Origin of the sequence: Salmonella sp. SAL00653, from assembly GCF_046552515.1 — a bacterium.
GTDB lineage: Bacteria > Pseudomonadota > Gammaproteobacteria > Enterobacterales > Enterobacteriaceae > Salmonella > Salmonella enterica.
The window spans coordinates 52,509-76,035 of the sequence record NZ_JBGDTY010000001.1 but is presented as its reverse complement, the minus strand read 5'-3'; the positions used below and the strand labels follow the sequence as shown (position 1 = coordinate 76,035).

Annotated in this window: 28 protein-coding genes, 2 tRNA genes and 1 pseudogene; 16 read left to right on the top strand and 15 right to left on the bottom strand. The window is 50.1% G+C overall.

Translation table 11 applies throughout. The features are described 5' to 3' along the window. Positions 1 to 11 precede the first annotated feature (11 nt). The gene (gene slyB, locus ACLJRU_RS00425) at positions 12 to 479 is read left to right on the top strand and encodes an outer membrane lipoprotein SlyB (protein ID WP_000621211.1); all 468 of its coding nucleotides are present in this window, start codon (positions 12 to 14) and stop codon (positions 477 to 479) included. A gap of 47 nt (positions 480 to 526) precedes the next feature. Here slyB and slyA read toward each other — a convergent pair whose 3' ends face one another. Beyond that, positions 527 to 961, bottom strand: coding sequence for a transcriptional regulator SlyA (gene slyA / locus ACLJRU_RS00420; protein WP_000445639.1), 435 nt, complete (start codon positions 959 to 961; stop codon positions 527 to 529). A 200-nt stretch (positions 962 to 1,161) separates the two neighbouring features. On the opposite strand from slyA, the gene ACLJRU_RS00415 reads away from it, so the two are divergent. From ACLJRU_RS00415 to ACLJRU_RS00405, 3 genes and pseudogenes are all read left to right on the top strand, one after another. After that, positions 1,162 to 1,398: a DUF1656 domain-containing protein gene (locus tag ACLJRU_RS00415; RefSeq protein WP_001539942.1), complete on the top strand. Its 237-nt coding sequence runs from the start codon at positions 1,162 to 1,164 to the stop codon at positions 1,396 to 1,398. Positions 1,399 to 1,400: 2 nt separating this feature from the next. Next, positions 1,401 to 2,261, top strand: a complete 861-nt coding sequence (locus ACLJRU_RS00410) for an HlyD family secretion protein (RefSeq protein WP_023234927.1) — start codon at positions 1,401 to 1,403, stop codon at positions 2,259 to 2,261. Continuing rightward, positions 2,261 to 3,975, top strand: a pseudogene (locus tag ACLJRU_RS00405) (FUSC family protein). Before ACLJRU_RS00410 ends, ACLJRU_RS00405 begins: the two are co-directional and overlap by 1 nt. Here ACLJRU_RS00405 and sodC2 read toward each other — a convergent pair. The 3 genes from sodC2 to ACLJRU_RS00390 all read right to left on the bottom strand — a co-directional run bounded on the left by sodC2 (position 3,951) and on the right by ACLJRU_RS00390 (position 5,738). Further along, positions 3,951 to 4,472 carry a superoxide dismutase [Cu-Zn] SodC2 gene (gene sodC2 / locus ACLJRU_RS00400; protein WP_000826825.1) on the bottom strand — a complete coding sequence of 174 codons (522 nt, stop codon included), beginning with the start codon at positions 4,470 to 4,472 and terminating at the stop codon, positions 3,951 to 3,953. The pseudogene ACLJRU_RS00405 and the gene sodC2 overlap by 25 nt on opposite strands. 79 nt (positions 4,473 to 4,551) lie before the next feature. Next, entirely contained in the window at positions 4,552 to 5,448 is an 897-nt protein-coding gene (locus tag ACLJRU_RS00395; protein ID WP_000250724.1) for an aldo/keto reductase family oxidoreductase, read from the bottom strand. Between the two features lie 50 nt (positions 5,449 to 5,498). Then, positions 5,499 to 5,738 carry a DUF1289 domain-containing protein gene (locus tag ACLJRU_RS00390; protein WP_001538148.1) on the bottom strand — a complete coding sequence of 80 codons (240 nt, stop codon included), beginning with the start codon at positions 5,736 to 5,738 and terminating at the stop codon, positions 5,499 to 5,501. A 102-nt stretch (positions 5,739 to 5,840) separates the two neighbouring features. Here ACLJRU_RS00390 and ACLJRU_RS00385 point away from each other — a divergent pair, with 102 nt between their 5' ends. The 4 genes from ACLJRU_RS00385 to rnt all read left to right on the top strand — a co-directional run bounded on the left by ACLJRU_RS00385 (position 5,841) and on the right by rnt (position 8,820). Next, positions 5,841 to 6,440, top strand: coding sequence for a TetR/AcrR family transcriptional regulator (locus ACLJRU_RS00385; protein WP_001041823.1), 600 nt, complete (start codon positions 5,841 to 5,843; stop codon positions 6,438 to 6,440). A gap of 58 nt (positions 6,441 to 6,498) precedes the next feature. Further along, positions 6,499 to 7,596, top strand: coding sequence for an alkene reductase (locus tag ACLJRU_RS00380; protein ID WP_000092933.1), 1,098 nt, complete (start codon positions 6,499 to 6,501; stop codon positions 7,594 to 7,596). Between the two features lie 68 nt (positions 7,597 to 7,664). Continuing rightward, positions 7,665 to 8,072: a lactoylglutathione lyase gene (gloA, locus tag ACLJRU_RS00375; protein ID WP_001237787.1), complete on the top strand. Its 408-nt coding sequence runs from the start codon at positions 7,665 to 7,667 to the stop codon at positions 8,070 to 8,072. 100 nt (positions 8,073 to 8,172) lie between these two features. Continuing rightward, on the top strand, positions 8,173 to 8,820 hold the full coding sequence (gene rnt / locus ACLJRU_RS00370) for a ribonuclease T (protein WP_001282272.1): 648 nt from the start codon (positions 8,173 to 8,175) through the stop codon (positions 8,818 to 8,820). 77 nt (positions 8,821 to 8,897) lie between these two features. Here the strand turns inward: rnt and grxD are convergent, their stop codons facing one another. After that, positions 8,898 to 9,245, bottom strand: a complete 348-nt coding sequence (grxD, locus tag ACLJRU_RS00365) for a monothiol glutaredoxin 4 (protein WP_000108176.1) — start codon at positions 9,243 to 9,245, stop codon at positions 8,898 to 8,900. Positions 9,246 to 9,579: 334 nt separating this feature from the next. Between grxD and ACLJRU_RS00360 the strand changes: the two genes are divergently transcribed. Further along, positions 9,580 to 10,401, top strand: a complete 822-nt coding sequence (locus ACLJRU_RS00360; protein WP_024131296.1) for a C40 family peptidase — start codon at positions 9,580 to 9,582, stop codon at positions 10,399 to 10,401. Positions 10,402 to 10,527: 126 nt separating this feature from the next. Further along, positions 10,528 to 11,109 carry a superoxide dismutase [Fe] gene (sodB, locus tag ACLJRU_RS00355; protein WP_038393983.1) on the top strand — a complete coding sequence of 194 codons (582 nt, stop codon included), beginning with the start codon at positions 10,528 to 10,530 and terminating at the stop codon, positions 11,107 to 11,109. Positions 11,110 to 11,191: 82 nt separating this feature from the next. Here the strand turns inward: sodB and ACLJRU_RS00350 are convergent, their stop codons facing one another. Further along, positions 11,192 to 11,281 (bottom strand): YnhF family membrane protein, encoded by a 90-nt coding sequence (locus tag ACLJRU_RS00350; RefSeq protein ID WP_000102277.1) that lies wholly within the window; start codon positions 11,279 to 11,281, stop codon positions 11,192 to 11,194. A 295-nt stretch (positions 11,282 to 11,576) separates the two neighbouring features. On the opposite strand from ACLJRU_RS00350, the gene purR reads away from it, so the two are divergent. Continuing rightward, positions 11,577 to 12,602, top strand: coding sequence for an HTH-type transcriptional repressor PurR (gene purR / locus ACLJRU_RS00345; RefSeq protein WP_000190993.1), 1,026 nt, complete (start codon positions 11,577 to 11,579; stop codon positions 12,600 to 12,602). Here purR and punR read toward each other — a convergent pair. Then, entirely contained in the window at positions 12,599 to 13,531 is a 933-nt protein-coding gene (gene punR, locus ACLJRU_RS00340; protein ID WP_001539929.1) for a DNA-binding transcriptional activator PunR, read from the bottom strand. The two genes, purR and punR, sit on opposite strands and share 4 nt — an antisense overlap. A gap of 112 nt (positions 13,532 to 13,643) precedes the next feature. Between punR and punC the strand changes: the two genes are divergently transcribed. Both punC and cfa read left to right on the top strand, forming a co-directional pair. Beyond that, on the top strand, positions 13,644 to 14,849 hold the full coding sequence (punC, locus tag ACLJRU_RS00335; RefSeq protein WP_001539928.1) for a purine nucleoside transporter PunC: 1,206 nt from the start codon (positions 13,644 to 13,646) through the stop codon (positions 14,847 to 14,849). A 289-nt stretch (positions 14,850 to 15,138) separates the two neighbouring features. Continuing rightward, complete coding sequence (gene cfa / locus ACLJRU_RS00330; protein ID WP_023234923.1) at positions 15,139 to 16,287, top strand: cyclopropane fatty acyl phospholipid synthase; 1,149 nt, start codon at positions 15,139 to 15,141, stop codon at positions 16,285 to 16,287. A 41-nt stretch (positions 16,288 to 16,328) separates the two neighbouring features. Here the strand turns inward: cfa and ACLJRU_RS00325 are convergent, their stop codons facing one another. Further along, positions 16,329 to 16,970 (bottom strand): riboflavin synthase, encoded by a 642-nt coding sequence (locus ACLJRU_RS00325; RefSeq protein WP_000493972.1) that lies wholly within the window; start codon positions 16,968 to 16,970, stop codon positions 16,329 to 16,331. 216 nt (positions 16,971 to 17,186) lie between these two features. On the opposite strand from ACLJRU_RS00325, the gene mdtK reads away from it, so the two are divergent. From mdtK to ACLJRU_RS00310, 3 genes are all read left to right on the top strand, one after another. Beyond that, positions 17,187 to 18,560, top strand: coding sequence for a multidrug efflux MATE transporter MdtK (gene mdtK, locus ACLJRU_RS00320; RefSeq protein WP_001175077.1), 1,374 nt, complete (start codon positions 17,187 to 17,189; stop codon positions 18,558 to 18,560). Positions 18,561 to 18,711: 151 nt separating this feature from the next. Next, positions 18,712 to 18,788 (top strand) — tRNA-Val (locus tag ACLJRU_RS00315). 10 nt (positions 18,789 to 18,798) lie between these two features. Then, positions 18,799 to 18,875 (top strand) — tRNA-Val (locus tag ACLJRU_RS00310). 157 nt (positions 18,876 to 19,032) lie between these two features. On the opposite strand, the gene ssaU is transcribed toward ACLJRU_RS00310, so the two are convergent. The 7 genes from ssaU to ssaO form a co-directional block, all read right to left on the bottom strand. Continuing rightward, positions 19,033 to 20,091: an SPI-2 type III secretion system apparatus protein SsaU gene (ssaU, locus tag ACLJRU_RS00305; protein WP_001291714.1), complete on the bottom strand. Its 1,059-nt coding sequence runs from the start codon at positions 20,089 to 20,091 to the stop codon at positions 19,033 to 19,035. After that, on the bottom strand, positions 20,088 to 20,867 hold the full coding sequence (ssaT, locus tag ACLJRU_RS00300; RefSeq protein ID WP_000068760.1) for an SPI-2 type III secretion system apparatus protein SsaT: 780 nt from the start codon (positions 20,865 to 20,867) through the stop codon (positions 20,088 to 20,090). Before ssaT ends, ssaU begins: the two co-directional genes overlap by 4 nt. Beyond that, complete coding sequence (ssas, locus tag ACLJRU_RS00295; protein ID WP_000999982.1) at positions 20,868 to 21,134, bottom strand: SPI-2 type III secretion system apparatus protein SsaS; 267 nt, start codon at positions 21,132 to 21,134, stop codon at positions 20,868 to 20,870. Further along, positions 21,131 to 21,778: an SPI-2 type III secretion system export apparatus protein SsaR gene (gene ssaR, locus ACLJRU_RS00290; protein WP_000056367.1), complete on the bottom strand. Its 648-nt coding sequence runs from the start codon at positions 21,776 to 21,778 to the stop codon at positions 21,131 to 21,133. The genes ssas and ssaR overlap by 4 nt, the downstream gene beginning before the upstream one ends. Positions 21,779 to 21,845: 67 nt before the next feature. Further along, positions 21,846 to 22,814, bottom strand: a complete 969-nt coding sequence (ssaQ, locus tag ACLJRU_RS00285) for an SPI-2 type III secretion system cytoplasmic ring protein SsaQ (protein WP_001539920.1) — start codon at positions 22,812 to 22,814, stop codon at positions 21,846 to 21,848. Then, positions 22,795 to 23,169, bottom strand: a complete 375-nt coding sequence (gene ssaP, locus ACLJRU_RS00280; RefSeq protein WP_001223307.1) for an SPI-2 type III secretion system apparatus protein SsaP — start codon at positions 23,167 to 23,169, stop codon at positions 22,795 to 22,797. The genes ssaQ and ssaP overlap by 20 nt, the downstream gene beginning before the upstream one ends. Next, positions 23,150 to 23,527 (bottom strand): SPI-2 type III secretion system apparatus protein SsaO, encoded by a 378-nt coding sequence (gene ssaO / locus ACLJRU_RS00275; RefSeq protein WP_000449089.1) that lies wholly within the window; start codon positions 23,525 to 23,527, stop codon positions 23,150 to 23,152. Before ssaO ends, ssaP begins: the two co-directional genes overlap by 20 nt.

Genomic DNA, 23,527 nt, shown 5'->3' with positions numbered 1-23,527 from the left:
GAGATGGGTAAATGATTAGACGTGTACTGGCCGTTTCACTGATGGGGTTATCCCTAGCGGGGTGTGTTAACAATGATAGCCTTTCGGGTGATGTTTATACCGCATCCGAGGCTAAACAAGTTCAGAATGTAACGTACGGTACTATCGTTAACGTTCGTCCGGTTCAAATTCAGGGCGGTGATGATTCTAACGTGATTGGCGCTATCGGCGGCGCGGTGTTGGGCGGATTCCTCGGCAACACTATCGGCGGCGGTACGGGTCGTTCACTGGCGACCGCGGCAGGCGCGGTGGCTGGTGGCGTAGCGGGCCAGGGCGTCCAGAGCGCAATGAATAAAACCCAGGGTGTGGAACTGGAAATTCGTAAAGACGATGGCAACACCATTATGGTTGTGCAGAAACAAGGAAATACGCGTTTCTCGGCAGGTCAGCGTGTCGTGCTGGCCAGCAACGGCAGCCAGGTTACTGTCTCTCCACGCTAAACCAGGCTTTACGTGTGGTCACATGGCCACACGTATGCCCCTGCACCTCAATCGTGAGAATGCAATTCCATAATGTTGTGTTCAAGTTTAGCGACAAGTTTAATCAGAAGCTCAATCTCCTCTGAAGAAATCCCAGCCAAAATTTCACCGCGCGTTTTATGAATGACCTCTTCCATCTCAGCGATCAGCGGCTCCGCTTTTTCGGTCAGTTTAATCCGCTTAGCGCGACGATCGCTGGCGCAGGTTTGCCGCGAAATTAGCCCCTTATCTTCAAGTTGATCCAACGTGCGTACCAGCGATGGCTGCTCAATGCCTATCGCTTTAGCCAATTGAATCTGCGACTGGTCAGGCGGCAATTGATGAATATTGTGCAACGTGACCCAATGTGTCTGCGTCAATTCCAGAGGCTTGAGGCGATGGTCAATCAGAGCACGCCAAATGCGCACCAACCGTGCCAGATCAGAACCTAGTGGCGATTCCAATTTCGTCTCCTTATAATTAGCTTACTAAGCTATTATGCTGATTTTAGAATAGTGTGCAGTATTTGTATTCTCAAAACAAATGTATTGCTAAATTTGCTTACCAATAGACATTTTTTCAGACATAGTGCGCACCTGGCACCTGTAGCTTCAGTTTTGGCTAAAACTAAAGCATCGATGTCTGACGCAAAGGAACATTGCTTGTGAAGTGTATACTCAACGCCACAGGATTGCCCTTACAAGATCTCATGTTGGGAGCATCTGTTTACTTTCCGCCATTCTTTAAAGCCTTTGCGCCTGGGTTCGTTATCTGGTTGTTTATTCACCGACTCCTGCGTGACCGGATATACTCTGATGAAATCTGGCATCCCCTGTTAATGGATCTCTCCCTCTTTACGCTGTGCGTATGTCTGGGCCTCGTTTTACTGATCGCGTGGTAAATATGTCGTTAAAAACAATAAAATATTTTTCTACTCTCATTGTCGCCGTCGTCGCCGTTCTGGCCGCGTGGTGGTTATGGAATTACTATATGCAGTCACCGTGGACGCGCGATGGTAAAATCCGCGCGGAACAGGTCAGCGTAACGCCACAGGTTTCTGGCAGCATTACCCAACTCAATATCAAAGATAATCAGTTCGTCAACGCCGGGGACGTTCTCTTTGTCATTGATAAAACGCCCTTCCATATTGCAGAACTTAACGCGCAGGCGCAGTTGGCCAAAGCGCAGTCCGATCTGGCAAAAGCGAATAATGAAGCCGATCGACGTCGACATTTATCGCGTAACTACATCTCTGCTGAAGATCTGGATAGCGCCAATCTGAATGTTAAAGCGATGCAGGCCAACGTAGATGTCGCACTGGCAACGTTAAAACAGGCGCAGTGGCAGCTTAGCCAGACGGAAGTAAAAGCGCCGGTATCCGGCTGGGTGACCAACCTTTCCACGCGTACCGGTGATTATGCCAGCACCGGTAAGCCACTTTTCGCCCTGGTAGATAGCCACTCATTTTATGTAATGGGATATTTCGAAGAAACCAAACTAAGCCACATCCGCGAAGGTGAGCCTGCATTAATAACACTGTATAGTGGCAATGTTAAGTTACAGGGTCACGTTGGCAGTATCGGGCGCGCTATTTACGACCAAAGCGTGGAAAGTGACTCCGGTTTAGTGCCCGATATCAAACCCAACGTACCGTGGGTACGTCTGGCGCAACGCGTACCGGTACGTATCGAATTTGACGCTTTACCGCAGGATATCACGCTCGTCTCCGGCACTACCTGCAGCGTAGCCATTGGACAGCGGTAATGAAACTCTCCCTGCCGGCCCTGCGAAATACGCCCTGGTTTAAAGCGACCTCCGGCCAGTGGCGTTACGCGTTGCGCAATACCATTGCCATGTGTCTCGCGCTGACATTCGCTTATTATCTCAATCTGGATGAGCCCTACTGGGCGATGACTTCGGCCGCAGTGGTGAGCTTTCCGACCGTAGGCGGCGTAATCAGTAAAAGTCTGGGGCGTATTGCCGGGAGTTTACTCGGCGCGACCGCCGCGTTAATTATTGCTGGCCATACGCTGAATGAACCCTGGTTGTTCTTATTTAGCATGGCCGCCTGGATCGGTTTTTGTACCTGGGCCTGCGCGCATTTTACCAATAATGCCGCTTATGCTTTCCAGTTGTCCGGCTACACGGCGGCGATCATCGCGTTCCCGATGGTTAATATTGTAGAAATCACGCAGTTGTGGGATATCGCCCAGGCACGTGTATGTGAAGTTATCGTCGGCATCCTCTGTGGCGGCATGATGATGATGATCCTACCCAGCACATCGGATGGTACCGCCCGCGCGGACAGCTACACCGTGGCGCGGATTATTGCGCCGCTACGCCCGCAGGATGAACAGGATTATCGTCACCTCGCGTTCTGGCAGCGATTACGCTATTTTTGCCAGCTATATCTGCGCAGCAGCCGTCAGTTATATCTGATCGAAAGCGGCGCGCCGGTAGATCAAATCCATATCCGCCGCACTCCCGGCCTTGCGCGGCATACGGATAACGCAGAGGCCATCTGGAGCGGCGTGCGTACCTTTTGCACGCTCACGGTAATTGGCGCCTGGAGTATTGGCGCGCAATGGGAATCCGGGCCCGGCGCATTAACCCTGGCGGCGATCAGTTGCGTCCTCTACTCCATCGTCGCCACGCCGTTTAAGTCGCTTTCCTTATTGATGCGTACTTTAGTGCTGCTGTCCTTATTCAGCTTCGTGGTGAAATTTGGCCTGATGGTGCAAATCACCGATCTGTGGCAATTCTTGCTTTTCCTTTTTCCGCTGTTCGTCACGATGCAACTGCTTAAACTGCAGATGCCTAAGCTGGCGGGACTGTGGGGGCAGCTTATCGTTTTTATGGGCTCATTCATCGCCGTGACCAATCCACCGGTGTACGACTTCGCCGACTTCCTTAACGATAATACCGCCAAGATCGTCGGCGTCGCGATTTCCTGGCTGGCGTTTGCGATTTTGCGCCCCGGTTCCGATGCCGTAAAAAGCCGCCGCCATATCCGCGCGCTACGCCGCGATTTCGTCGATCAGCTTAGCCGTCACCCTTCCCATAACGAAAGCGAGTTTGAATCGCTGACCTATCATCACGTCAGTCAGCTCAGCAATAGCCAGGATGCGCTGGCGCGCCGGTGGTTATTACGTTGGGGAGTGGTACTGCTGAACTGCTCGCATGTGGTGTGGCAGCTGCGCGCCTGGGAGTCGCGTTCCGATCCGCTTTCCCGGGTGCGGGATATTTGTATATCCCTGCTGCGCGATGTGATGAGCGAGCGCGGCGTACAGCAACGCCCGCTTGCCGTTACGCTACAGGAACTACAGCGTATCTGCGACACGCTCGCACATCATCATCAACCCGCCGCGCATGAACTGGCGGCGATTATCTGGCGTTTACACTGTTCGCTGTCGCAGCTGGAACAGGCTCCGCGCAGGGAACACTGTCTCCGGGTTATTTAATGACGCCGCAGGCGTAACGCGTTCCGCCGCCGCCGAGCGGTTTCGGCTGATCGGACATGTTATCGCCGCCCACATGGATCATGAGCGCTTTATCTTTCACTTCATCAAGAGACTTCAGACGCGGCGCAGTAACCGGTTCGGTGGCGATACCATCATTATTAACGACTAACACCGGGAGGTCACCCAGATGCCCCTGGCCTTCCGGTCCTTCATGCTTGCCGGTATTTTGTGGGTCCAGATGACCACCAGCGGCTTCTGCGGCAACCGCTTGGCCGTCTTTAATCGCTGGCTGGCAGCTACCGTTGGCATGAATGTGAAAACCATGCTCGCCCGGCGGCAACGCTTTAAGGTGTGGGGTAAATTTTAAGCCGCCTTCGGTTTCATCGATGACGACGGTGCCGATAGACTGTCCTACGCCTTGCGCCGTCACCAGATTCATCTCTACTTTCTCGCTGGCAGCCTGCGCACCCGCACAGGCCAGCAGCGTCACCATCGCTAAACTTAATCGCTTCATAAAACCTCCGTTACATGTGGTCGCCTGTTAAGTGTAAACCACTGGCGAAAACATGTACGGAAAGTCAACGAGTTGGCGATTACGGCACGTCATAACCCAGTGCCGCCTTGCGGATTCGGAACCACTGTTGACGCGACAATGACAGCGTTTCCGCTTCTAGTGCGGCACGTACGCGTTCGATTTTACCCGAGCCAATAATCGGCAGCGGCTGCGACGGCAAACGTAAAATCCAGGCATAGACCACCTGTTCAATAGAACTGGCGTTGAGTTCTTGCGCGATAACGGAAAGTTCCTGGCGCAACGGCTGATAAGCCTCATCATTAAACAGCCGACCGCCGCCAAGACATGACCAGGCCATCGGACGAATACGCAGTTGCTGTAATTGATCTAATGTGCCGTCCAGCAACAAAGGCTGGTGAACCGGCGAGATCTCCACCTGGTTGGTCGCCAGGGTGAAAGGCAGGCGCGATTGCAGCAACGTAAATTGCGCTGGCGTAAAATTAGAAACGCCAAAATGGCGCACTTTGCCGCTTTGGTGCAGATGTTGAAACGCCTCGGCGACGTCATCCGCATCCATTAACGGATCGGGACGGTGAATTAACAACATATCCAGATAATCTGTCGCCAGATTTTTTAATGACTGTTCGGCGCTCAGAATAATATGGCGGCGATCGGTAATATAATGACCGAGCTTATTTTCCGCTCTGGCAGTGGTGGCAATACCGCATTTGGTGACGATTTGCAGTCTTTCCCGCAAATGCGGCGCCAGCGTTAGCGCCTCGCCAAATGCCGCTTCGCACTGATAACCGCCATAAATGTCCGCATGGTCAACGGTAGTGACGCCCAAATCCAGATGTTCTTCGATAAAACTCACTAACTGACGCGCGGACATATTCCAGTCCATCAAACGCCAGTAACCCATGACAAAACGCGAAAACTCCGGGCCTTGTGGAGCGATGGTGACACGCTGAACCATAACAGATTCCTCATAGAGAATAATGAGGTTGAGTATACGCAATTCCGCGTTTAAAAGAGTGAAGGTTGTTGAGGATCTTCCGATGGGAGAGGCTTGTTTGCGCGTATTTTACGCAAGAAACGCTGGCGACAAAGCCGCAGTACATTTTGTTTCTCGGCATCGCTCATTTTTTGCCAGTTAAACCGTTCGTCGCGGCTGCGCATACAGCCCCGACAAAAGCCACGCTCATCAGACTGGCAGATACCGCGACATGGGCTTGCTACAGGAAAAAACTCCAACTGCTCGGCCACATCCCCTCCTCAACGTTTGGCGCTTATGACTATTGAAGACGCTAACTGACATTATGGCAACTCTGCTTGCAGTAGACCGACTGGTCTACTATACTGCCTGCTATGAATAAGCAAACCGAACATGATACCCGCGAACATCTGCTGGCCACCGGCGAGCAGCTTTGTATGCAACGGGGTTTTACCGGCATGGGGCTTAGCGAATTGCTCAAAACCGCCCAGGTGCCTAAAGGGTCGTTTTATCACTACTTTCGCTCGAAAGAAGCCTTCGGCGTCGCCATGCTTGAGCGACATTACGCCTGCTATCATCAGCGTCTTACGGCGCACTTCACCTCCGGTCCCGGTAATCATCGCGATCGCCTTCTCGCCTGGTATCAGGAAACGTTAAAGCAGTTTTGCCAGCAAGGCGCCATCAGCGGTTGCCTGACGGTGAAACTGTCAGCGGAGGTCTGCGATCTGTCGGAGGATATGCGCTCTACGATGGATAAAGGGGCGCAGGAGATCATGGCACTGCTTGCACGCGCGCTGGAAGATGGCCGTAATAGCCACTGTTTACATTTCACCGGCCAGCCGTTGCCACAGGCGCAGGTACTTTATGCCCTGTGGCTGGGCGCCAATTTGCAGGCCAAAATATCCCGTAGCGCCGCGCCGCTGGAAAATGCGTTGGCGCATGTTAAGACCATCATTGCAACGCCTGAGCAGTAACAGGCGTTTTTATTTCCTTTATTACAAGACGACCGGTCTACTTATATCAGGAGCCACTATGTCATCAGCAAAACTGTTTACCCCCCTCAAGGTGGGTGCCATCACGGCGACAAATCGCGTATTTATGGCGCCTTTGACGCGTTTGCGGAGTATTGAACCGGGCGACATTCCTACGCCGTTAATGGCGGAATATTACCGTCAACGCGCCAGCGCCGGATTGATCATCAGCGAAGCCACACAAATCTCCGCACAGGCGAAAGGCTATGCCGGCGCACCGGGATTACACAGCGATGAGCAGATCGCCGCCTGGAAAAAAATCACTCAGGGAGTTCATGCTCAGGGCGGCCATATGGCGGTGCAACTGTGGCATACGGGCCGTATTTCACACGCCAGCCTGCAACCAGGCGGACAAGCGCCCGTTGCGCCATCCGCTATCAATGCGGGAACTCGCACTTCTTTGCGTGACGAAAACGGCCAGGCCATCCGCGTAGAAACTTCCACGCCGCGCGCGCTGGATACTCACGAGATCCCCGGGATCGTCAACGATTTCCGCCAGGCTATCGCCAATGCCCGAGAGGCAGGCTTCGACCTGGTGGAGCTGCACTCCGCGCACGGTTATCTGCTGCACCAGTTCCTCTCTCCGTCTTCTAATCACCGTACCGATCGGTACGGCGGCAGCGTAGAGAATCGCGCCCGTCTGGTGCTGGAGGTGGTTGATGCCGGCATTAAGGAATGGGGCGCCGACCGTATCGGCATTCGCCTTTCTCCTGTCGGCACTTTCCAGAATGTCGATAACGGCCCGAATGAAGAAGCTGACGCCCTTTATCTGATTGAAGCGTTAGGCAAACGCGGCATTGCTTATCTGCATATGTCTGAACCAGACTGGGCGGGCGGAGAACCGTACAGCGACGCATTCCGTGAAAAAGTGCGCGCGTGTTTCCACGGCCCCATCATCGGCGCTGGCGCCTATACGCCAGAAAAAGCGGAAGATCTGATCGAAAAAGGGCTGATTGACGCCGTGGCGTTTGGTCGCGATTACATCGCTAACCCGGATCTGGTGGCGCGTCTGCAACGTAAAGCGGAACTTAATCCACAGCGTCCCGAAAGTTTTTATGGCGGCGGCGCGGAAGGCTACACTGACTACCCTACTCTGTAATTTCATTGATAGCGGCCGCACATCGCCGCTATACTTTGAATATCTTGACTATTTTAAGGACAACGAAAATGCGTTTATTGCATACTATGCTGCGCGTCGGCGATTTGCAGCGTTCCATCGCTTTTTACACCAACGTTCTGGGCATGAAATTGCTGCGTACCAGTGAGAATCCGGAATACAAATACTCGCTGGCCTTTGTGGGATATGGTCCGGAAACGGAAGAAGCGGTCATCGAACTAACCTATAACTGGGGCGTTGAGAGCTACGACATGGGCAATGCGTATGGGCATATCGCGCTGAGCGTTGACAATGCTGCTGAAGCCTGTGAACGCATTCGTCAGAACGGCGGTAACGTGACCCGTGAAGCGGGGCCGGTAAAAGGCGGTTCGACCATCATCGCCTTCGTTGAAGATCCGGATGGCTATAAAATCGAATTGATTGAAGCTAAAGACGCAGGCCGCGGTCTGGGTAACTGATCCCCCGCCGGGCGCAGGTCACTGCGCCCGTTGTTTTACTGCATCCCGGCGTAAAATTTGCCATAATACGCGCTGCATTTTTTCGTATTAAGAGACTCAGATGTCCGATAACGCTCAACTTTCCGGTCTGTGCGACCGTTTTCGTGGTTTTTATCCTGTCGTCATCGATGTTGAAACTGCAGGATTTAACGCTAAAACCGATGCGCTGCTCGAAATCGCCGCCATCACGCTGAAAATGGATGAACAAGGCTGGCTGATGCCGGACACGACGCTGCATTTCCATGTGGAGCCGTTCGCTGGAGCCAACTTACAGCCGGAAGCGCTTGCGTTTAACGGTATCGATCCCTCTAACCCGCTACGCGGCGCGGTGAGTGAATATGAGGCGCTACACGCTATTTTCAAAATGGTGCGTAAAGGTATCAAAGACAGCGGTTGTAGCCGCGCCATTATGGTCGCGCATAACGCCACTTTTGATCACAGTTTTATGATGGCCGCCGCAGAGCGCGCCTCGCTGAAACGTAACCCGTTTCATCCGTTCGTCACCTTTGATACCGCGGCATTGAGCGGACTGGCGCTGGGGCAAACGGTGTTATCAAAAGCGTGCCTGGCGGCAGGTATGGAGTTTGATGGTGAAAAGGCCCATTCCGCTTTGTATGATACCGAGCGGACAGCGGTGCTGTTTTGTGAAATCGTCAATCGCTGGAAGCGCCTGGGCGGCTGGCCGTTACCTTTGCCGACGGACAAATAACGTGGCTAACGACACCGCTTTTGCTCACGATGACGGTAAAAAAGCGACCTTTACAGGTCGCTTTCCCCTTGCACAGATTACTCTGCGTCCGGCTCCTGAGTTTTATATTTTGCCGCAGTTTCTTTAATAAGCTGCTGCAGCTCGCCACGCTGATACATTTCAATCACAATATCACACCCGCCGACCAGCTCGCCGTCCACCCACAGTTGTGGGAATGTCGGCCAGTTGGCGTATTTCGGTAATTCAGCGCGAATATCCGGGTTTTGCAGGATATCAACATAGGCAAAACGTTCCCCGCAGGCTGAAAGCGCCTGAACGGCCTGCGCAGAGAAACCACAGCTTGGCAGTTTCGGTGAGCCTTTCATATACAGGAGAATCGGGTTTTCAGCGATCTGGCGCTGAATTTTTTCGATAGTGGTGCTCATTGTCTCGCTTCCTTAAACTACTTTTACGACTGAAGCCTGTCATTGTAACGGGTCAGGCTGGCAACGGAAAATAACATTTTCATCATGCCTTATTATTTTACCGTCTGCGGGAATAAGTTGTATACAAAATATCTTTTAAGCGGGTTACCGCGCAGTGATTCGTCGATAACGCGTTCGTGTTTAGCATTAATTGCTATTTTTTTACATCTGTTAACGAAACACAGCTTCAGAAACCAAAAGCAATTACCAATCTGTGCTTTTGTAGATTAGAATTATCAGGTTTTGTAAATCATACGCAGGCATGAATCGCCTGCCTTTAACAGAGGATTGCTCAGTGGCGCGGATAAACAAAATCTCGATCACGCTCTGTGCTTTACTTTTTACTACTCTCCCTTTTACGCCAATGGCCCATGCTTCCAGGCAAGCCAAAGCGACGCCTGCTGTTTCTCATGTCACGAAAACGGCAGATAAAAAGAAAAGCACAACGAAAAAGATCAGTAAGACCAGCAAAAAAAACGTAAAAAAAACCTCAAAAACCAGCCGTTCTTCTTCCGCTTCTACGCCAAAACGTACCACCGCCGCCACGAAATCTCGTCATACCACACATCGTCGTAACAGAACCGCGCCCACGTCAATCGCCGCCCTCGACGTGACGGAAAAATGCACGACGCGTAAAGGCCGTAAGCCGCACTGCGTGAAGGGGAAAGGAACATTGCCGGTCTCTATTGCCGATGCGCATCGTGCAAAAGTACAAAAAGCGACGAAAACCGCGATGTCCAAACTCATGAGTCAGATTGGTAAACCGTATCACTGGGGAGGTGCGTCGCCGCGCACCGGTTTTGATTGCAGCGGTCTGGTTTATTATGCCTATAAAGATTTAGTGAAGATCCGTATCCCCCGAACGGCGAATGAGATGTATCACCTGCGTGACGCGGCGCCTATTGAGCGTAGCGAGTTGAAAAACGGCGATCTGGTGTTCTTTCGTACGCAGGGACGCGGCACCGCCGATCACGTTGGCGTCTATGTCGGCAACGGTAAGTTTATCCAGTCTCCGCGCAGCGGCCAGGAAATTAAGATCACCTCACTGAACGAAGAGTACTGGCAACGTCATTATGTCGGCGCCCGCCGGGTGATGACGCCTAAAACAATTCGCTAATATTTTATCCTGTCGTTTAACGACAGGATAACTTCTTCTTTTGCGCCACCTCTCAATTTGCTACCCTATCCTTACGCGCACCAGGGGTATTGTGCGTGCGCAATATTAATAATAAGGAGAGAAGCAATGTCGTTCGAATTACCTGCATTACCGTATGCCAAAGATGCTCTGGCGCCGCATATTTCTGCTGAGACGCTGGAATATCACTATGGCAAACATCATCAGACTTACGTGACCAATCTTAACAATTTGATCAAAGGCACGGCGTTTGAAGGCAAATCGCTGGAAGAGATCGTGCGCGCCTCCGAAGGCGGTATCTTTAATAACGCCGCTCAGGTATGGAACCACACCTTCTACTGGAACTGCCTGGCGCCAAACGCCGGTGGCGAACCGACCGGGAAACTGGCTGATGCTATCGCGGCATCTTTTGGCAGCTTCGCGGAATTTAAAGCGCAGTTCACCGATGCCGCTATCAAAAACTTTGGTTCCGGATGGACATGGCTGGTAAAAAGCGCTGATGGCAAACTGGCTATCGTTTCTACCTCAAATGCCGGTACGCCGCTGACTACGGATGCAACGCCGTTGCTGACGGTTGATGTGTGGGAACACGCGTATTACATCGACTACCACAACGCCCGTCCAAACTATCTGGAGCATTTCTGGGCGCTGGTTAACTGGGAATTTGTTGCGAAAAATCTCGCCGCATAAGTCTGAGTACGCAGAAGGTACGCCTTCTGCGTTTTAGAGAGGGATAGAATAGAGGAGACGCCCACCCTCAGAAGAGAGGAAATCAGTGCAGAGCGGCCGTTAATCCACCTGCGACAATCACGCCCAGAACAATCAGCGTAGTAATCAACGAAAATTTCAGGTCGGTACTCATCAAGTTTTCTCCTTTTTATTCCCACACAAAAAGTGATATAGCGCATTTTTGCACATTCCCGCACAAAAATCTCTCATGTTTTATATTGATAACTGTTTTTAACGCTTCCCCTTTTCCTCAAGATCAGACAAAATTCCAAGCTTACTAAATTAGCGTAACGGCCATTGACCCCTTCCTGACGTTCCGTGTCGTTTTTCCGGCGTGCCGCAACCCTGACGTTGCGATTAGGGTGTGTGTAGGCAAACGTTTACCTGGCGTTTCTCAGGAGCTTAGCGAGGGTCTGGAGTGAAATGTAATGGCAACAATTAAAGATGTAGCGAAACGAGCAAACGTTTCCACTACAACTGTATCACACGTAATCAACAAAACGCGTTTTGTCGCTGAAGAAACGCGTAACGCGGTCTGGGCGGCAATTAAAGAGCTGCACTACTCTCCCAGCGCCGTCGCGCGTAGCCTGAAGGTTAACCATACCAAGTCGATAGGCTTACTGGCGACCAGCAGCGAAGCGGCCTATTTTGCCGAAATTATCGAGGCGGTTGAAAAAAACTGTTTCCAGAAAGGCTATACGCTGATTTTAGGCAACGCCTGGAATAACCTGGAAAAACAGCGCGCCTACCTGTCCATGATGGCGCAAAAGCGCGTGGATGGCCTGCTGGTGATGTGTTCTGAGTATCCAGAACCTCTGCTTTCCATGCTGGAAGAGTATCGCCATATTCCGATGGTGGTGATGGACTGGGGTGAGGCGAAGGCCGATTTTACCGACACGGTGATTGATAACGCCTTTGCAGGCGGCTATATGGCGGGTCGTTATCTGGTTGAGCGCGGCCACCGGGATATCGGCGTTATTCCCGGCCCGCTGGAGCGCAACACCGGCGCGGGCCGGCTGGCAGGCTTTATGAAAGCCATGGAGGAGGCGCTGATCAACGTGCCGGACAACTGGATTGTTCAGGGCGACTTCGAGCCGGAATCCGGTTACCACGCGATGCAGCAAATCTTATCGCAGTCACATCGCCCTACCGCCGTTTTCTGCGGCGGCGATATTATGGCGATGGGCGCGCTTTGCGCGGCTGACGAAATGGGGCTTCGCGTACCGCAGGACGTTTCGGTGATCGGTTATGACAATGTGCGTAACGCCCGTTACTTTACCCCGGCGCTGACGACGATTCACCAGCCCAAAGACTCTTTAGGCGAAACCGCATTTAATATGCTACTGGATCGCATCGTCAATAAGCGTGAAGAGTCACAGTCTATTGAAGTTCATCCACGCCTGGTTGAGCGTCGCTCGGTCGCTGACGGCCCGTTCCGCGACTATCGGCGTTAATCCCCGCTGTCGGGAGCCTCTTCTGGCTCCCGCAGCCACTCCCGATTCAACGTTTCGCTATCGCCCAAATAGTCCAGCAGCCATGCCAGCGCGGGCGAGGCTTCGTTTTGCTGCCACGTCACGCAACAGGCCGCATCGGGAAACGGATTCTCTAACGTCAGCGCCACCCATTTTCCGCTGTCTATCCACTGTCGGGCAAAATGCGTCGGCACCATTCCCACGCATAGTCCTGCCGACAGGCAGGTTGCCGATGACTCCCAGTCCGGTACGACGACCCTTTTTTGGTTATCCAGCAGCCAGGTAATCCGTTTCGGTAAGGTTCGCGAAGTGTCTTCCCTGACCAGCGACGGCCAGTTGCGCAGGGTATCATCGCTTAACGGCCTAGGCATCGACGCCAGCGGGTGATCGCTTGCCACTACGCAGCTCCAGCTCAGGGTCCCCATATCCCGAAAAGCGTAACGCCCCCCTACCGGAATCGCCTGCGTCGCCCCAATCGCCAGTTCGACACGCCCGTCGGAGAGCGCGTCCCAGACGCCGTTAAACACCTCCTGAAAAACCAGCAGTTCCACATCGTCAAAATGACGATAAAAATCGACGATCATCTGCCGGGTACGTTCTGGTCTGACGATATTGTCCACCGCAATAGCTAACTGCCCGCGCCAACCATTAGCAATTTGCTGACACTGCTGGCGAGTGATCTGCATTTTTTTGATAACAGAACGCCCTTCTTTTAAAAACCAGACGCCAGCAGGCGTCAGTTCAACATCACGGTGACGTCGTACAAAAAGCGGTACGGCCAGCCACTCCTCTAGCTGACGAACGGTGTAACTGACTGCTGAAGGCACTCGGTGCAGTTCTTGCGCCGCCGCGCTAAAACTGCCATTGCGCGCCACGGCGTCAACCACTTCAAGCGAGTATTCCGACCACATAATTTGCCTACAAAAATTTTGAATTCACTGGACAAATATTAACGTTTCACAACCGTAATTTCACTCCCTACACTCTGCGACAATGTCTGTCTGATAAGAAAGAGAAACAAATATGCAACCTGGAAAAGGTTTTTTAGTCTGGTTAGCCGGCCTTAGCATGCTGGGATTTCTGGCTACGGACATGTACCTGCCCGCGTTTGCCGCCATACGGGCGGATTTACAAACGCCTGCCGCCGCGGTCAGCGCCAGCCTCAGCCTGTTTTTAGCTGGCTTTGCCGTCGCGCAACTACTTTGGGGACCGCTATCGGATCGTTATGGCCGTAAACCGATTTTACTGCTGGGGTTATCTATCTTTGCGCTCGGAAGTCTGGGGATGCTGTGGGTAGAAAGCGCGGCAGCACTGCTGACGCTGCGCTTCGTGCAGGCCGTCGGCGTTTGCGCGGCAACGGTAATCTGGCAAGCGCTGGTGACCGATTATTATCCTTCGCAAAAAATTAATCGTATCTTCGCCACTATCATGCCACTGGTGGGCTTATCCCCGGCGCTTGCGCCCTTACTGGGAAGCTGGATACTGACGCATTTCTCATGGCAGGCGATTTTCGCCACTCTGTTCGTGATTACGTTGTTGCTGATGTTGCCGGCGCTGCGCTTAAAACCATCGGGAAAAGCGCGTACCGAAGGACAGGATAAACTCACTTTCGCGACGTTGTTACGCTCTAAAACCTATCGCGGTAATGTGCTGATTTATGCCGCCTGTTCCGCCAGCTTTTTTGCGTGGCTAACAGGGTCCCCATTTATTCTCAGCGCGATGGGTTACAGCCCGGCAGTGATTGGCCTGAGCTATGTTCCGCAAACCATCGCTTTTCTGATTGGCGGATATGGTTGCCGCGCGGCGCTACAAAAATGGCAGGGCTACCAATTGCTTCCGTGGCTGTTAGGGCTGTATGCGCTGAGCGTTATCGCCACCTGGGGTGCGGGCCTTCTGAATAATGCCTCACTGGTGGAGATCCTGATTCCTTTCTGCGTAATGGCGATTGCTAATGGCGCCATCTACCCTATCGTCGTCGCGCAAGCGTTACGCCCTTTCCCTCAAGCCACGGGGCGCGCTGCGGCGCTACAAAATACGCTGCAACTGGGGTTATGTTTCCTGGCAAGCCTGGTGGTTTCATGGCTCATCAGCACGCCGCTGCTGACCACCACCAGCGTAATGCTCTCTACCGTTGTTCTGGCGGCGTTAGGTTACAAAATGCAGTCTCATGCAGATTGCGCTGAGACCGGATTTCCCCATGCCAATGTCGCCCACGACAAGTCTCACTAAAGACTTGTTAACCGCTTATAATTAGCACGATAACAATTTTCGGTTGAATCATCAAAAATTGCGGCCTATACTGATTCCCGGTTGTTTATATTACGATAATTATTAGGCATTAACGGGAACCGGAGCGTTCCCGATTCACCATGGATGGCCTTTTCGGCAAGGGCTCCTCCCTTCCTCTGTTCTACGTCGGATAACTGGCTCACGGAATTGTCCGTGGGATTTCTCACAAAGCCAAAAAAGCGTCTACGCTGTTTTAAGGTTCTGATCACCGTCCAGTGATGGAGAAACTATGAGTTCATCGTGTATAGAAGAAGTCAGCGTACCGGATGATAACTGGTACCGAATCGCCAACGAATTGTTAAGTCGCGCGGATATTACAATTAATGGTTCCGCCCCGTCTGACATTCGTGTTAAGAATCCCGATTTTTTTAAACGCGTCCTTCAGGAAGGATCGTTGGGGTTAGGTGAGAGTTACATGGATGGCTGGTGGGAATGCGAGCGTCTGGATATTTTCTTCAGCAAAGTCTTACGTGCCGGTCTTGAAAATCAACTCCCCCACCATGTTAAAGATACGCTCCGTATCCTCGGCGCGCGTCTGATTAATCTACAAAGTAAAAAACGCGCCTGGATTGTCGGCAAGGAACATTACGATCTTGGTAATGACCTTTTTTCCCGTATGCTCGATCCCTATATGCAATATTCTTGCGCCTACTGGAAAGATGCCGATACGCTGGAAGCGGCACAGCAAGCCAAGCTGAAATTAATTTGCGAAAAGCTACAGCTACAACCGGGGATGCGTGTGCTGGATATCGGCTGCGGCTGGGGCGGTCTGTCGCAATATATGGCGACCCATTATGGCGTTAGCGTGGTGGGCGTAACGATCTCCGCTGAACAACAAAAAATAGCGCAGACGCGTTGCGAAGGTCTGGATGTCTCCATTCTCCTGGAAGATTATCGCGACTTTAACGATCAGTTTGACCGAATCGTCTCCGTCGGCATGTTCGAACATGTCGGGCCAAAAAACTACAACACCTATTTTGAAGTTGTTGACAGGAATTTAAAACCGGATGGTCTTTTCCTGCTCCATACTATTGGTTCTAAAAAAACCGATCATAATGTCGATCCGTGGATCAATAAGTATATTTTCCCCAACGGTTGCTTACCGTCTGTTCGTCAAATCGCCGAGGCCAGCGAATCACACTTTGTAATGGAAGACTGGCATAACTTTGGCGCCGACTATGACACGACTCTGATGGCGTGGCACGAGCGCTTTATCAATGCCTGGCCAGAGATTGCGGGCAATTATAACGAGCGCTTTAAACGTATGTTCAGCTATTATCTCAACGCCTGCGCGGGTGCGTTTCGCGCGCGTGATATTCAGCTTTGGCAGGTGGTATTTACGCGCGGCGTTGAAAACGGTCTGCGCGTTCCTCGCTAATCATCTCCCCCGCATTTCATGCGGGGGAATCTTATTTTCCGTTAGCCAATGTCGGCCTGATTTCTGACCGCATTTTCTCGCGTAGCCAGTACGCGTTCTACGGTATCGACAACCGCCTGCGTTTGCGGATCGATCTCGATATTCACACGCTCACCCAGTTTTTTTCTGCCAAGCGTAGTACGTTCCAGCGTTTCCGGAATGAGATGCACGCAGAAGCGCGTTGGCGTTACCTCGCCGACGGTCAAACTGATACCGTCAACGCCGATAAAGCCTTTGTACAGGATATACTTCATCAGGGACGCATCCTGCACTTTAAACCACACCTGATGGTTATTTTCGGAGGTCAGGATTTTCGCGATCTCCGCCGTCGTAATAATATGCCCCGACATCAGATGACCACCGATTTCATCGCTGAATTTGGCGGCGCGCTCTACGTTGACCTCATCACCTACCCTCAACGCGCCCAGATTGGTGATGCGCAACGTTTCTTTCATCAGATCAAAACTTATCTGGTTACCGTTTATTTCAGTCACCGTCAAACAGCATCCGTTATGCGCTACCGACGCCCCCGTCTCCAGTCCCTCCAGCATGTAGTCCGGTAACGTCACCACATGGGTGCGAAAGTTGGGTTTTTCATCAATCGATACCAGTTTCGCGGTACCCTGTACGATCCCCGTAAACATATCTTCAACTCCTGAAATAAATAAAAGCAGAACTGTTCAGCACAATAGCAGGTGGAAAAACAGCTTGCCAGCAATGCGCCGTTAACAACTGTTTTTTCACTGGAGAAATAGTAATACCCCGCTACAATAGACTGAAATTTCCCCTGCTATTTCTTTTGGCTGCCACTACGGCGGCTTTTTAGTCTTTCATATAACAACAAAATAAAAGGTGAATACGTGCAGAAGTATACCAGTGAAGCGCGTCAGTTATTAGCGTTAGCGATACCGGTGATCCTTGCGCAAGTGGCACAGACCGCAATGGGATTCGTCGATACCGTCATGGCAGGAGGCTATAGCGCTACGGACATGGCTGCCGTCGCTATCGGCACCTCTATCTGGCTTCCCGCCATTTTGTTTGGTCACGGCTTACTGCTGGCCTTGACGCCGGTGATTGCGCAACTCAATGGCTCCGGCCGTCGTGAGCGTATCGCGCATCAGGTTCGACAAGGGTTCTGGCTGGCGGGCTTTGTCTCCGTGCTGGTGATGATCGTCCTGTGGAATGCCGGATACATTATCCGCTCTATGCATAATATTGATCCGGCGCTGGCCGATAAAGCCGTGGGTTATCTTCGCGCGCTGCTGTGGGGCGCGCCAGGATACCTTTTCTTTCAGGTAGCGCGAAACCAGTGCGAAGGTCTGGCCAAAACCAAACCGGGTATGGTGATGGGATTTTTGGGCCTGCTGGTGAATATTCCGGTGAACTATATTTTTATCTATGGTCATTTTGGTATGCCGGAACTCGGCGGTATCGGCTGCGGCGTTGCGACTGCGGCGGTCTATTGGGTGATGTTTATCGCCATGCTTTCTTACATTAAACACGCGCGTTCAATGCGTGATATTCGTAATGAAAAAGGCTTTGGCAAACCTGATAGCGTCGTCATGAAGCGCCTGATTCAACTGGGGTTGCCGATTGCGCTGGCGCTGTTCTTTGAAGTGACGTTATTTGCGGTCGTTGCGCTGCTGGTTTCGCCATTAGGTATTGTGGATGTCGCCGGTCATCAGATTGCACTTAACTTTAGCTCGCTGATGTTCGTACTGCCGATGTCGCTGGCTGCGGCGGTAACAATTCGAGTGGGTTATCGTCTGGGCCAGGGCTCAACGCTGGATGCGCAAACCGCAGCGCGTACCGGTTTAGGCGTCGGCATTTGTATGGCTGTGGTTACCGCGATCTTTACCGTTACTCTGCGTAAGCATATTGCTTTGCTCTACAATGACAACCCCGAGGTCGTGGCGCTTGCCGCACAATTAATGCTGCTCGCTGCGGTTTACCAGATTTCCGACTCTATACAGGTTATCGGCAGCGGTATTCTGCGCGGTTATAAAGATACGCGTTCCATCTTTTTTATCACCTTTACCGCCTACTGGGTGTTAGGTTTACCCAGCGGTTATATCCTGGCGTTAACGGATCTGGTGGTGGATCGTATGGGACCGGCGGGCTTCTGGATGGGGTTCATCATCGGCCTGACCTCGGCGGCGGTGTTAATGATGCTACGGATGCGCTATCTACAACGTCAGCCGTCCGCCATCATTTTGCAGCGCGCTGCGCGATAATACGACGATAGCCGTCGCATGGCGGCTATTTTCTCGACATGTTGCATATTTCCACCGCAATCAGGTGATTTCAGGAAGAAAATTGCGATTTCCCTCTTGCCTCATTGCGGTTGTGACGCTAATATTCGTCCCCGTTATCACCTACAACGTTGCGTTCATAGCTCAGTTGGTTAGAGCACCACCTTGACATGGTGGGGGTCGTTGGTTCGAGTCCAATTGAACGCACCATCATTTTAATGCGTCTGTAGCTCAGTTGGTTAGAGCACCACCTTGACATGGTGGGGGTCGATGGTTCGAGTCCATTCAGACGCACCAATCCATTATCTTGTTTAATTTTAAAATACGCTATCTGGTGCTTGTGCCAGGCTAAAAGCGATTATTTTCAGTCTCTCACCTTTATCGTCAAGCACTGCTCTATACGCTATTACCCTCTTAACCTTCGCAGTGGCCTGAAGAAGCATACCAAAAGCATTTATGGTGTTTCGGTAGAATGCGCATAATCTATCTTCATCACCATACGTAACAAGGCTGCAACGGGTTCAAATAACGTTTCAGGAATTTTATCTCCGCGTTCCACTTCAAAAAATAATGAGCGGGCCAGCTCAACATTTTCAACAACGGGGATGCAGTTGCGTTCAGCGATGTTAACAATATAGTTAGCTTGAGCATCACTGCCTTTTTCCAGGACGCGTGGTATTGGCATATCGGTGGGATGATAGCCAAGACAAACCGCAATATGCGTTGGATTACGCACTACCGCAACAGATTGTTTAACAGATTGAGCTAAACTCCCACTTTGTATTTCACTCTGCATTTCCCGACGCCGTGTCTTCATTTGAGGATCGCCCTCCAGATCTTTATGCTCCTGTTTTACGTCATCTTTACTCATTTTTAGATCTTTTCTAATCTTATAATATTGAAAAGAATAGTCCAGTATGCCAACGACGATATAAAAAGCCATCACCCCAACCCATAACCATTTTATTAAAGAAGAAACCACAAGCAGGCCACAGGCTAACCCACAGTACGGTAGCGCCCGAAAAGTACTGGCATAATAATAAAAGAAAAAAGCAAAGATAAGAGATAGCATGATAACTTTCAGGCTGGATTTACATAATTCTACTACGCTATGTAAAGAGAATATCTGCTTAAAATTACTTACCGGATTTATATGCTCGCTTTTAAAACCTATGGCCTTGCTGGCAATAACCACCCCCACCTGAAGAAACACGCTACCCACAGTAGCAACTATTACCCCAGCGCCCAGAAACAGCAGTGCAGAAGTCAGTGACTCTATTAAAGCATGACTCAATTGCGTTAATGCATAAGAAAATGGTTTATTTACTAATTGTAATGTGAAAGTTATTGACTCAATCAGTATCAAAATCATCTTTTCAGTAAAGAAATGAAAATACAAATAAAGCGCAATCAGCTGAAATAATGATGTTATTTCAATACTTTTGACAACCTGCCCTTCCTTACGGCCATCACGTAATTTCTTTTCTGTAGGCTGTTCTGTTTTCTCGCTCATACAGATGGAAACCAGTCTTTTAGATAAATATAAAATTTATCGCTTTCAACCAAATAGTGATGAAGAGCATAAGGGAATGAGATCAGGAGCGTCAGTAGAACCAATATACTTTTGAGCGGCATTGAGAAGAAAAACACATTCAATTGTTGTGCCGACCGATTTAAAAGACCTAAAGCCAGATCGGCTAATACCATACATATTATGGCAGGAAGAGAGAAGCTGATACATAATTGATAAAGCGTTCTCCACTCTGCCTGGATATATTTTAAAAATTGCTGGTCAAATAATAAAGTACGCCCTGGTGGTAAATATTGATATGACTCATACAGAATGTTTAATATAAACTCCATGCCGCCGCTTATAAAGAAAATAACACACAAGAACTGGCTGAAAAGCAAGCCAAAAAGTGAGGTTTCAGCTTCTATTGTAGAATTGAATATCGTACCCATTGTCGCGCCACGTAAAGTATCAAGCAGAAACCCCGCCATATCAACGGCCCAAAAGGGAACCGCCGCACAAAACCCAATTAAAAAACCAATAATAACCTCTCCGGTGACTAACCCTAACCAACTGTAATCTTTACCAATATGCATCATAATCTTCTGCTGGTAAATGATTGGTAATATGGGAAAGGTAAGTGACATAAGCACGCCATTACGTAAAAGAGCGGCCCCTAAACTGCCACTTTTTAATAGGGGAAGTAATAAAGAAAGGCTTAATGGTCGAATAAAAGCCACAGCCAATGCAATAAGCCACTCATTTACCTGTTGTGCCATTCAACCATGCTCTCCAATTCGTAACATTATCTGCCGGGTATAATTCAACAGGATACCGCTAAGCCATGGGTAGCTGACCATTAAGGTTATTGCAATTGCCAATAATTTAATCATGAACTGTAGCGTTTGGTCCTGTATTTGAGTCAAGGCCTGAACAAGGCTTACGATGACCCCAACTACCGATGCCACCAACACCACCGGCATAGACGTAAAAAGGACGATCCATAAAAGTTGCGTTACAAATTGCGTCAATTCAGAATCATTCATGAAAAGCTCTGTACCAATTGCGCCAGTGTCAGATCCCAACCGCCTGCCAGTAAAAATATTAGCAGCTTAAACGGTAATGAAATGGTCATTGGCGACACCATCATCATTCCCATAGCCAGCAGTATATTTGAAATAAGCAGGTCAATAGCCAGAAAGGGAAGGTAAATAAGTAATCCAATCCGAAATGCCTGCGTTAACTGACTCACCGTAAATGCCGGAATTAATATGAGCAAAGAATCAGGTTTTATCTTTCTTTTTATGTCTTCAGGCCAGGTTCGTTTTATCAAATTCCGAAAATAATTGGCTTCCTTCTCTTCAGAGTTTTTTTGCAAAAACTGTCGATAAGGCGCTAATGCTTTACTGTCCCACTCAGACGTCCAGAAAGGAGCGCCAGCGACCTGAACCGGATGCCAGCGCTCTTTTACAGCTAATAGCGTCGGCCCCATAATGAATAAGGAAAGTACAAGCGCGAGGCCATACAGTGCGATATTGGGGGGAACTTGTTGAATACCCAGAGCATTTCGTAAAATCGAAAATACCACCGCCAGTTTAAGGAAAGAGGTTCCCATGACGATAATGAGAGGCAGTATTGAAAGCAGAAACAATATACCAATCAGTTGCAAAGGCGAATCGGGTAAAGACATACTGTATCTCTCATGACACGACCTGGAACGCTATTATATTGTTCGCATATTATTTTTCTTATCAGGTTTACGCTGTATTTTTGCAAAGATACCAACGTGTAATACGCACCATAAATTCATTGCCACAGGCAATCAACTCACCTTGCCCAATAATACGGTCATTTACTCTTATCGTCACCTCTGGCGCAAAACATCCACCTACAGGCAAAACGTCCCCCGTTTTAAGTTGTCGTAATTGTCCAATTTCCAGACTCGCACGTCCGATCTCAAAGAGCACCTGTTGTGGTATCTGCTCAAGTTCTACTGAAGATGTTCCGTCACTCTTTGACATTGGACTCCCTGACGCAAGTAGCGTTTCGATATCCTGGACTAATTCATCAAATTTCATCGTGTTATCCTCTGTCAGCAACACCCTCGAGTAGATCCCCCCAGGTAGTTGAATAGCAAAAAAACCGAGTCTGATGTCGCCAAAGCAATGAATCCGAACGCCCATGCCGATTTCGATAGACTCAAGTTCAATTAACGTAAGCTGGCACCAGCCTAAATATACAGGGACTACTACAGGAGGAGCAGGATAAATCTGTTGTCGCTCAGCAGAAAGCTCTCCGACTATATTGCGCAAAAAACCCGTTGGCCATGTAAAAATAATGCTATGGAACTCATGTTCTTCAACTGTCCATTTAATATGCAACGCTAGCTGATGTGGTAGATTACTGCAGGATGTTGGCGGTTCGTTCTGACAGAGGGTGGCATCACTGGCTTGCAATAACGGCGCCAGCCCCCATTCAGCTATTCCATATAGCAATTCAGGATCGATAGCCGATCGATTAGCGGTGCCAATTAGCCCTTCACACCAGCGCTGCCAGCATTGTTCTGCAATCCACACCCTACCCAGCTCATTATGATAATTTATGGTAAATAATGTCCCTTGCTGTACTGGATATTGTTGCATACTCAATGTCAGCTCACCAATGGTAGCGCCTTGCGTTGGAAGTATCTCCACCCACGGACGCTCTTCATTCGCTATTCTTAACATAGAATATCTCCAGGGAAATTATATACCCCATATGCAGCAACTGAGACTCCAGCCACTGCTTTAGCGCTTTCATCGAACGGTAAATTTCATGATGAGGGACATTGATTTTTAGCTGGATTAGCCCCCCTGATTCACATACTTCACACTCTACACCGTCAAGATAACCGCCACTAACACGATAACGCTGCGTGAAAACCACGTTCTTATTCAATGCTGCAGGAGAATTATTCTCACCAATGGGTAATGCCTGGTGCATGAGTTGTTCAAAGTCCATACGTTCCGCCTCCGCCTCGTTATCATCCTGATAAGACTGGCATGGCAACCCAAGACTTCCCTCAACTTTGGTAATACGCATCGCTTAATACCATAGTAATTTTTTCTTTCTTTTTCATAAGCGCATTAAAATTCTTCTGTAATTCGCTTCGCCGGGAGACAAGCTGCTGATACTGATTCTCTAACTGCTGCCGTTGCGTCAAAAAGCTCTGCGCCTGAGTGAATAACCCGGCCATTTGTTGTTTCTTATCCAACAATAAATGACAAGATAACGTACCTTGCCAGCCCATTAATTCTTTCAGTCTGGTAGACACTGCTAAAGCGCGCGTCTGGCAAATCTGCTGTTCCGTAATAATCGCCTGTTGCTGCTGATCAAGTACGGTAAGCTTGCCGCGTAATTGCTTTTCACGCCGCGCGATTATCTCCAGCAAAGTTTCCAT

What these genes read in the sequence shown, in the direction of transcription:
- ACLJRU_RS00380 (WP_000092933.1), top strand. Translation starts at nt 6,499, where the DNA reads ATGTCATCAGCAAAACTGTTTACCCCCCTCAAGGTGGGTGCCATCACG.
- ACLJRU_RS00410 (WP_023234927.1), top strand. Translation starts at nt 1,401, where the DNA reads ATGTCGTTAAAAACAATAAAATATTTTTCTACTCTCATTGTCGCCGTC.
- rnt (WP_001282272.1), top strand. Translation starts at nt 8,173, where the DNA reads ATGTCCGATAACGCTCAACTTTCCGGTCTGTGCGACCGTTTTCGTGGT.
- ACLJRU_RS00385 (WP_001041823.1), top strand. Translation starts at nt 5,841, where the DNA reads ATGAATAAGCAAACCGAACATGATACCCGCGAACATCTGCTGGCCACC.
- slyB (WP_000621211.1), top strand. Translation starts at nt 12, where the DNA reads ATGATTAGACGTGTACTGGCCGTTTCACTGATGGGGTTATCCCTAGCG.
- sodB (WP_038393983.1), top strand. Translation starts at nt 10,528, where the DNA reads ATGTCGTTCGAATTACCTGCATTACCGTATGCCAAAGATGCTCTGGCG.
- ACLJRU_RS00350 (WP_000102277.1), bottom strand. Translation starts at nt 11,281, where the DNA reads ATGAGTACCGACCTGAAATTTTCGTTGATTACTACGCTGATTGTTCTG.
- ssaP (WP_001223307.1), bottom strand. Translation starts at nt 23,169, where the DNA reads ATGCGTATTACCAAAGTTGAGGGAAGTCTTGGGTTGCCATGCCAGTCT.
- gloA (WP_001237787.1), top strand. Translation starts at nt 7,665, where the DNA reads ATGCGTTTATTGCATACTATGCTGCGCGTCGGCGATTTGCAGCGTTCC.
- ACLJRU_RS00325 (WP_000493972.1), bottom strand. Translation starts at nt 16,970, where the DNA reads ATGTTTACGGGGATCGTACAGGGTACCGCGAAACTGGTATCGATTGAT.
- punR (WP_001539929.1), bottom strand. Translation starts at nt 13,531, where the DNA reads ATGTGGTCGGAATACTCGCTTGAAGTGGTTGACGCCGTGGCGCGCAAT.
- ssaO (WP_000449089.1), bottom strand. Translation starts at nt 23,527, where the DNA reads ATGGAAACTTTGCTGGAGATAATCGCGCGGCGTGAAAAGCAATTACGC.
- cfa (WP_023234923.1), top strand. Translation starts at nt 15,139, where the DNA reads ATGAGTTCATCGTGTATAGAAGAAGTCAGCGTACCGGATGATAACTGG.
- purR (WP_000190993.1), top strand. Translation starts at nt 11,577, where the DNA reads ATGGCAACAATTAAAGATGTAGCGAAACGAGCAAACGTTTCCACTACA.
- ssas (WP_000999982.1), bottom strand. Translation starts at nt 21,134, where the DNA reads ATGAATGATTCTGAATTGACGCAATTTGTAACGCAACTTTTATGGATC.
- ACLJRU_RS00395 (WP_000250724.1), bottom strand. Translation starts at nt 5,448, where the DNA reads ATGGTTCAGCGTGTCACCATCGCTCCACAAGGCCCGGAGTTTTCGCGT.
- ssaT (WP_000068760.1), bottom strand. Translation starts at nt 20,867, where the DNA reads ATGGCACAACAGGTAAATGAGTGGCTTATTGCATTGGCTGTGGCTTTT.
- ssaR (WP_000056367.1), bottom strand. Translation starts at nt 21,778, where the DNA reads ATGTCTTTACCCGATTCGCCTTTGCAACTGATTGGTATATTGTTTCTG.
- ssaQ (WP_001539920.1), bottom strand. Translation starts at nt 22,814, where the DNA reads ATGTTAAGAATAGCGAATGAAGAGCGTCCGTGGGTGGAGATACTTCCA.
- sodC2 (WP_000826825.1), bottom strand. Translation starts at nt 4,472, where the DNA reads ATGAAGCGATTAAGTTTAGCGATGGTGACGCTGCTGGCCTGTGCGGGT.
- punC (WP_001539928.1), top strand. Translation starts at nt 13,644, where the DNA reads ATGCAACCTGGAAAAGGTTTTTTAGTCTGGTTAGCCGGCCTTAGCATG.
- grxD (WP_000108176.1), bottom strand. Translation starts at nt 9,245, where the DNA reads ATGAGCACCACTATCGAAAAAATTCAGCGCCAGATCGCTGAAAACCCG.
- ssaU (WP_001291714.1), bottom strand. Translation starts at nt 20,091, where the DNA reads ATGAGCGAGAAAACAGAACAGCCTACAGAAAAGAAATTACGTGATGGC.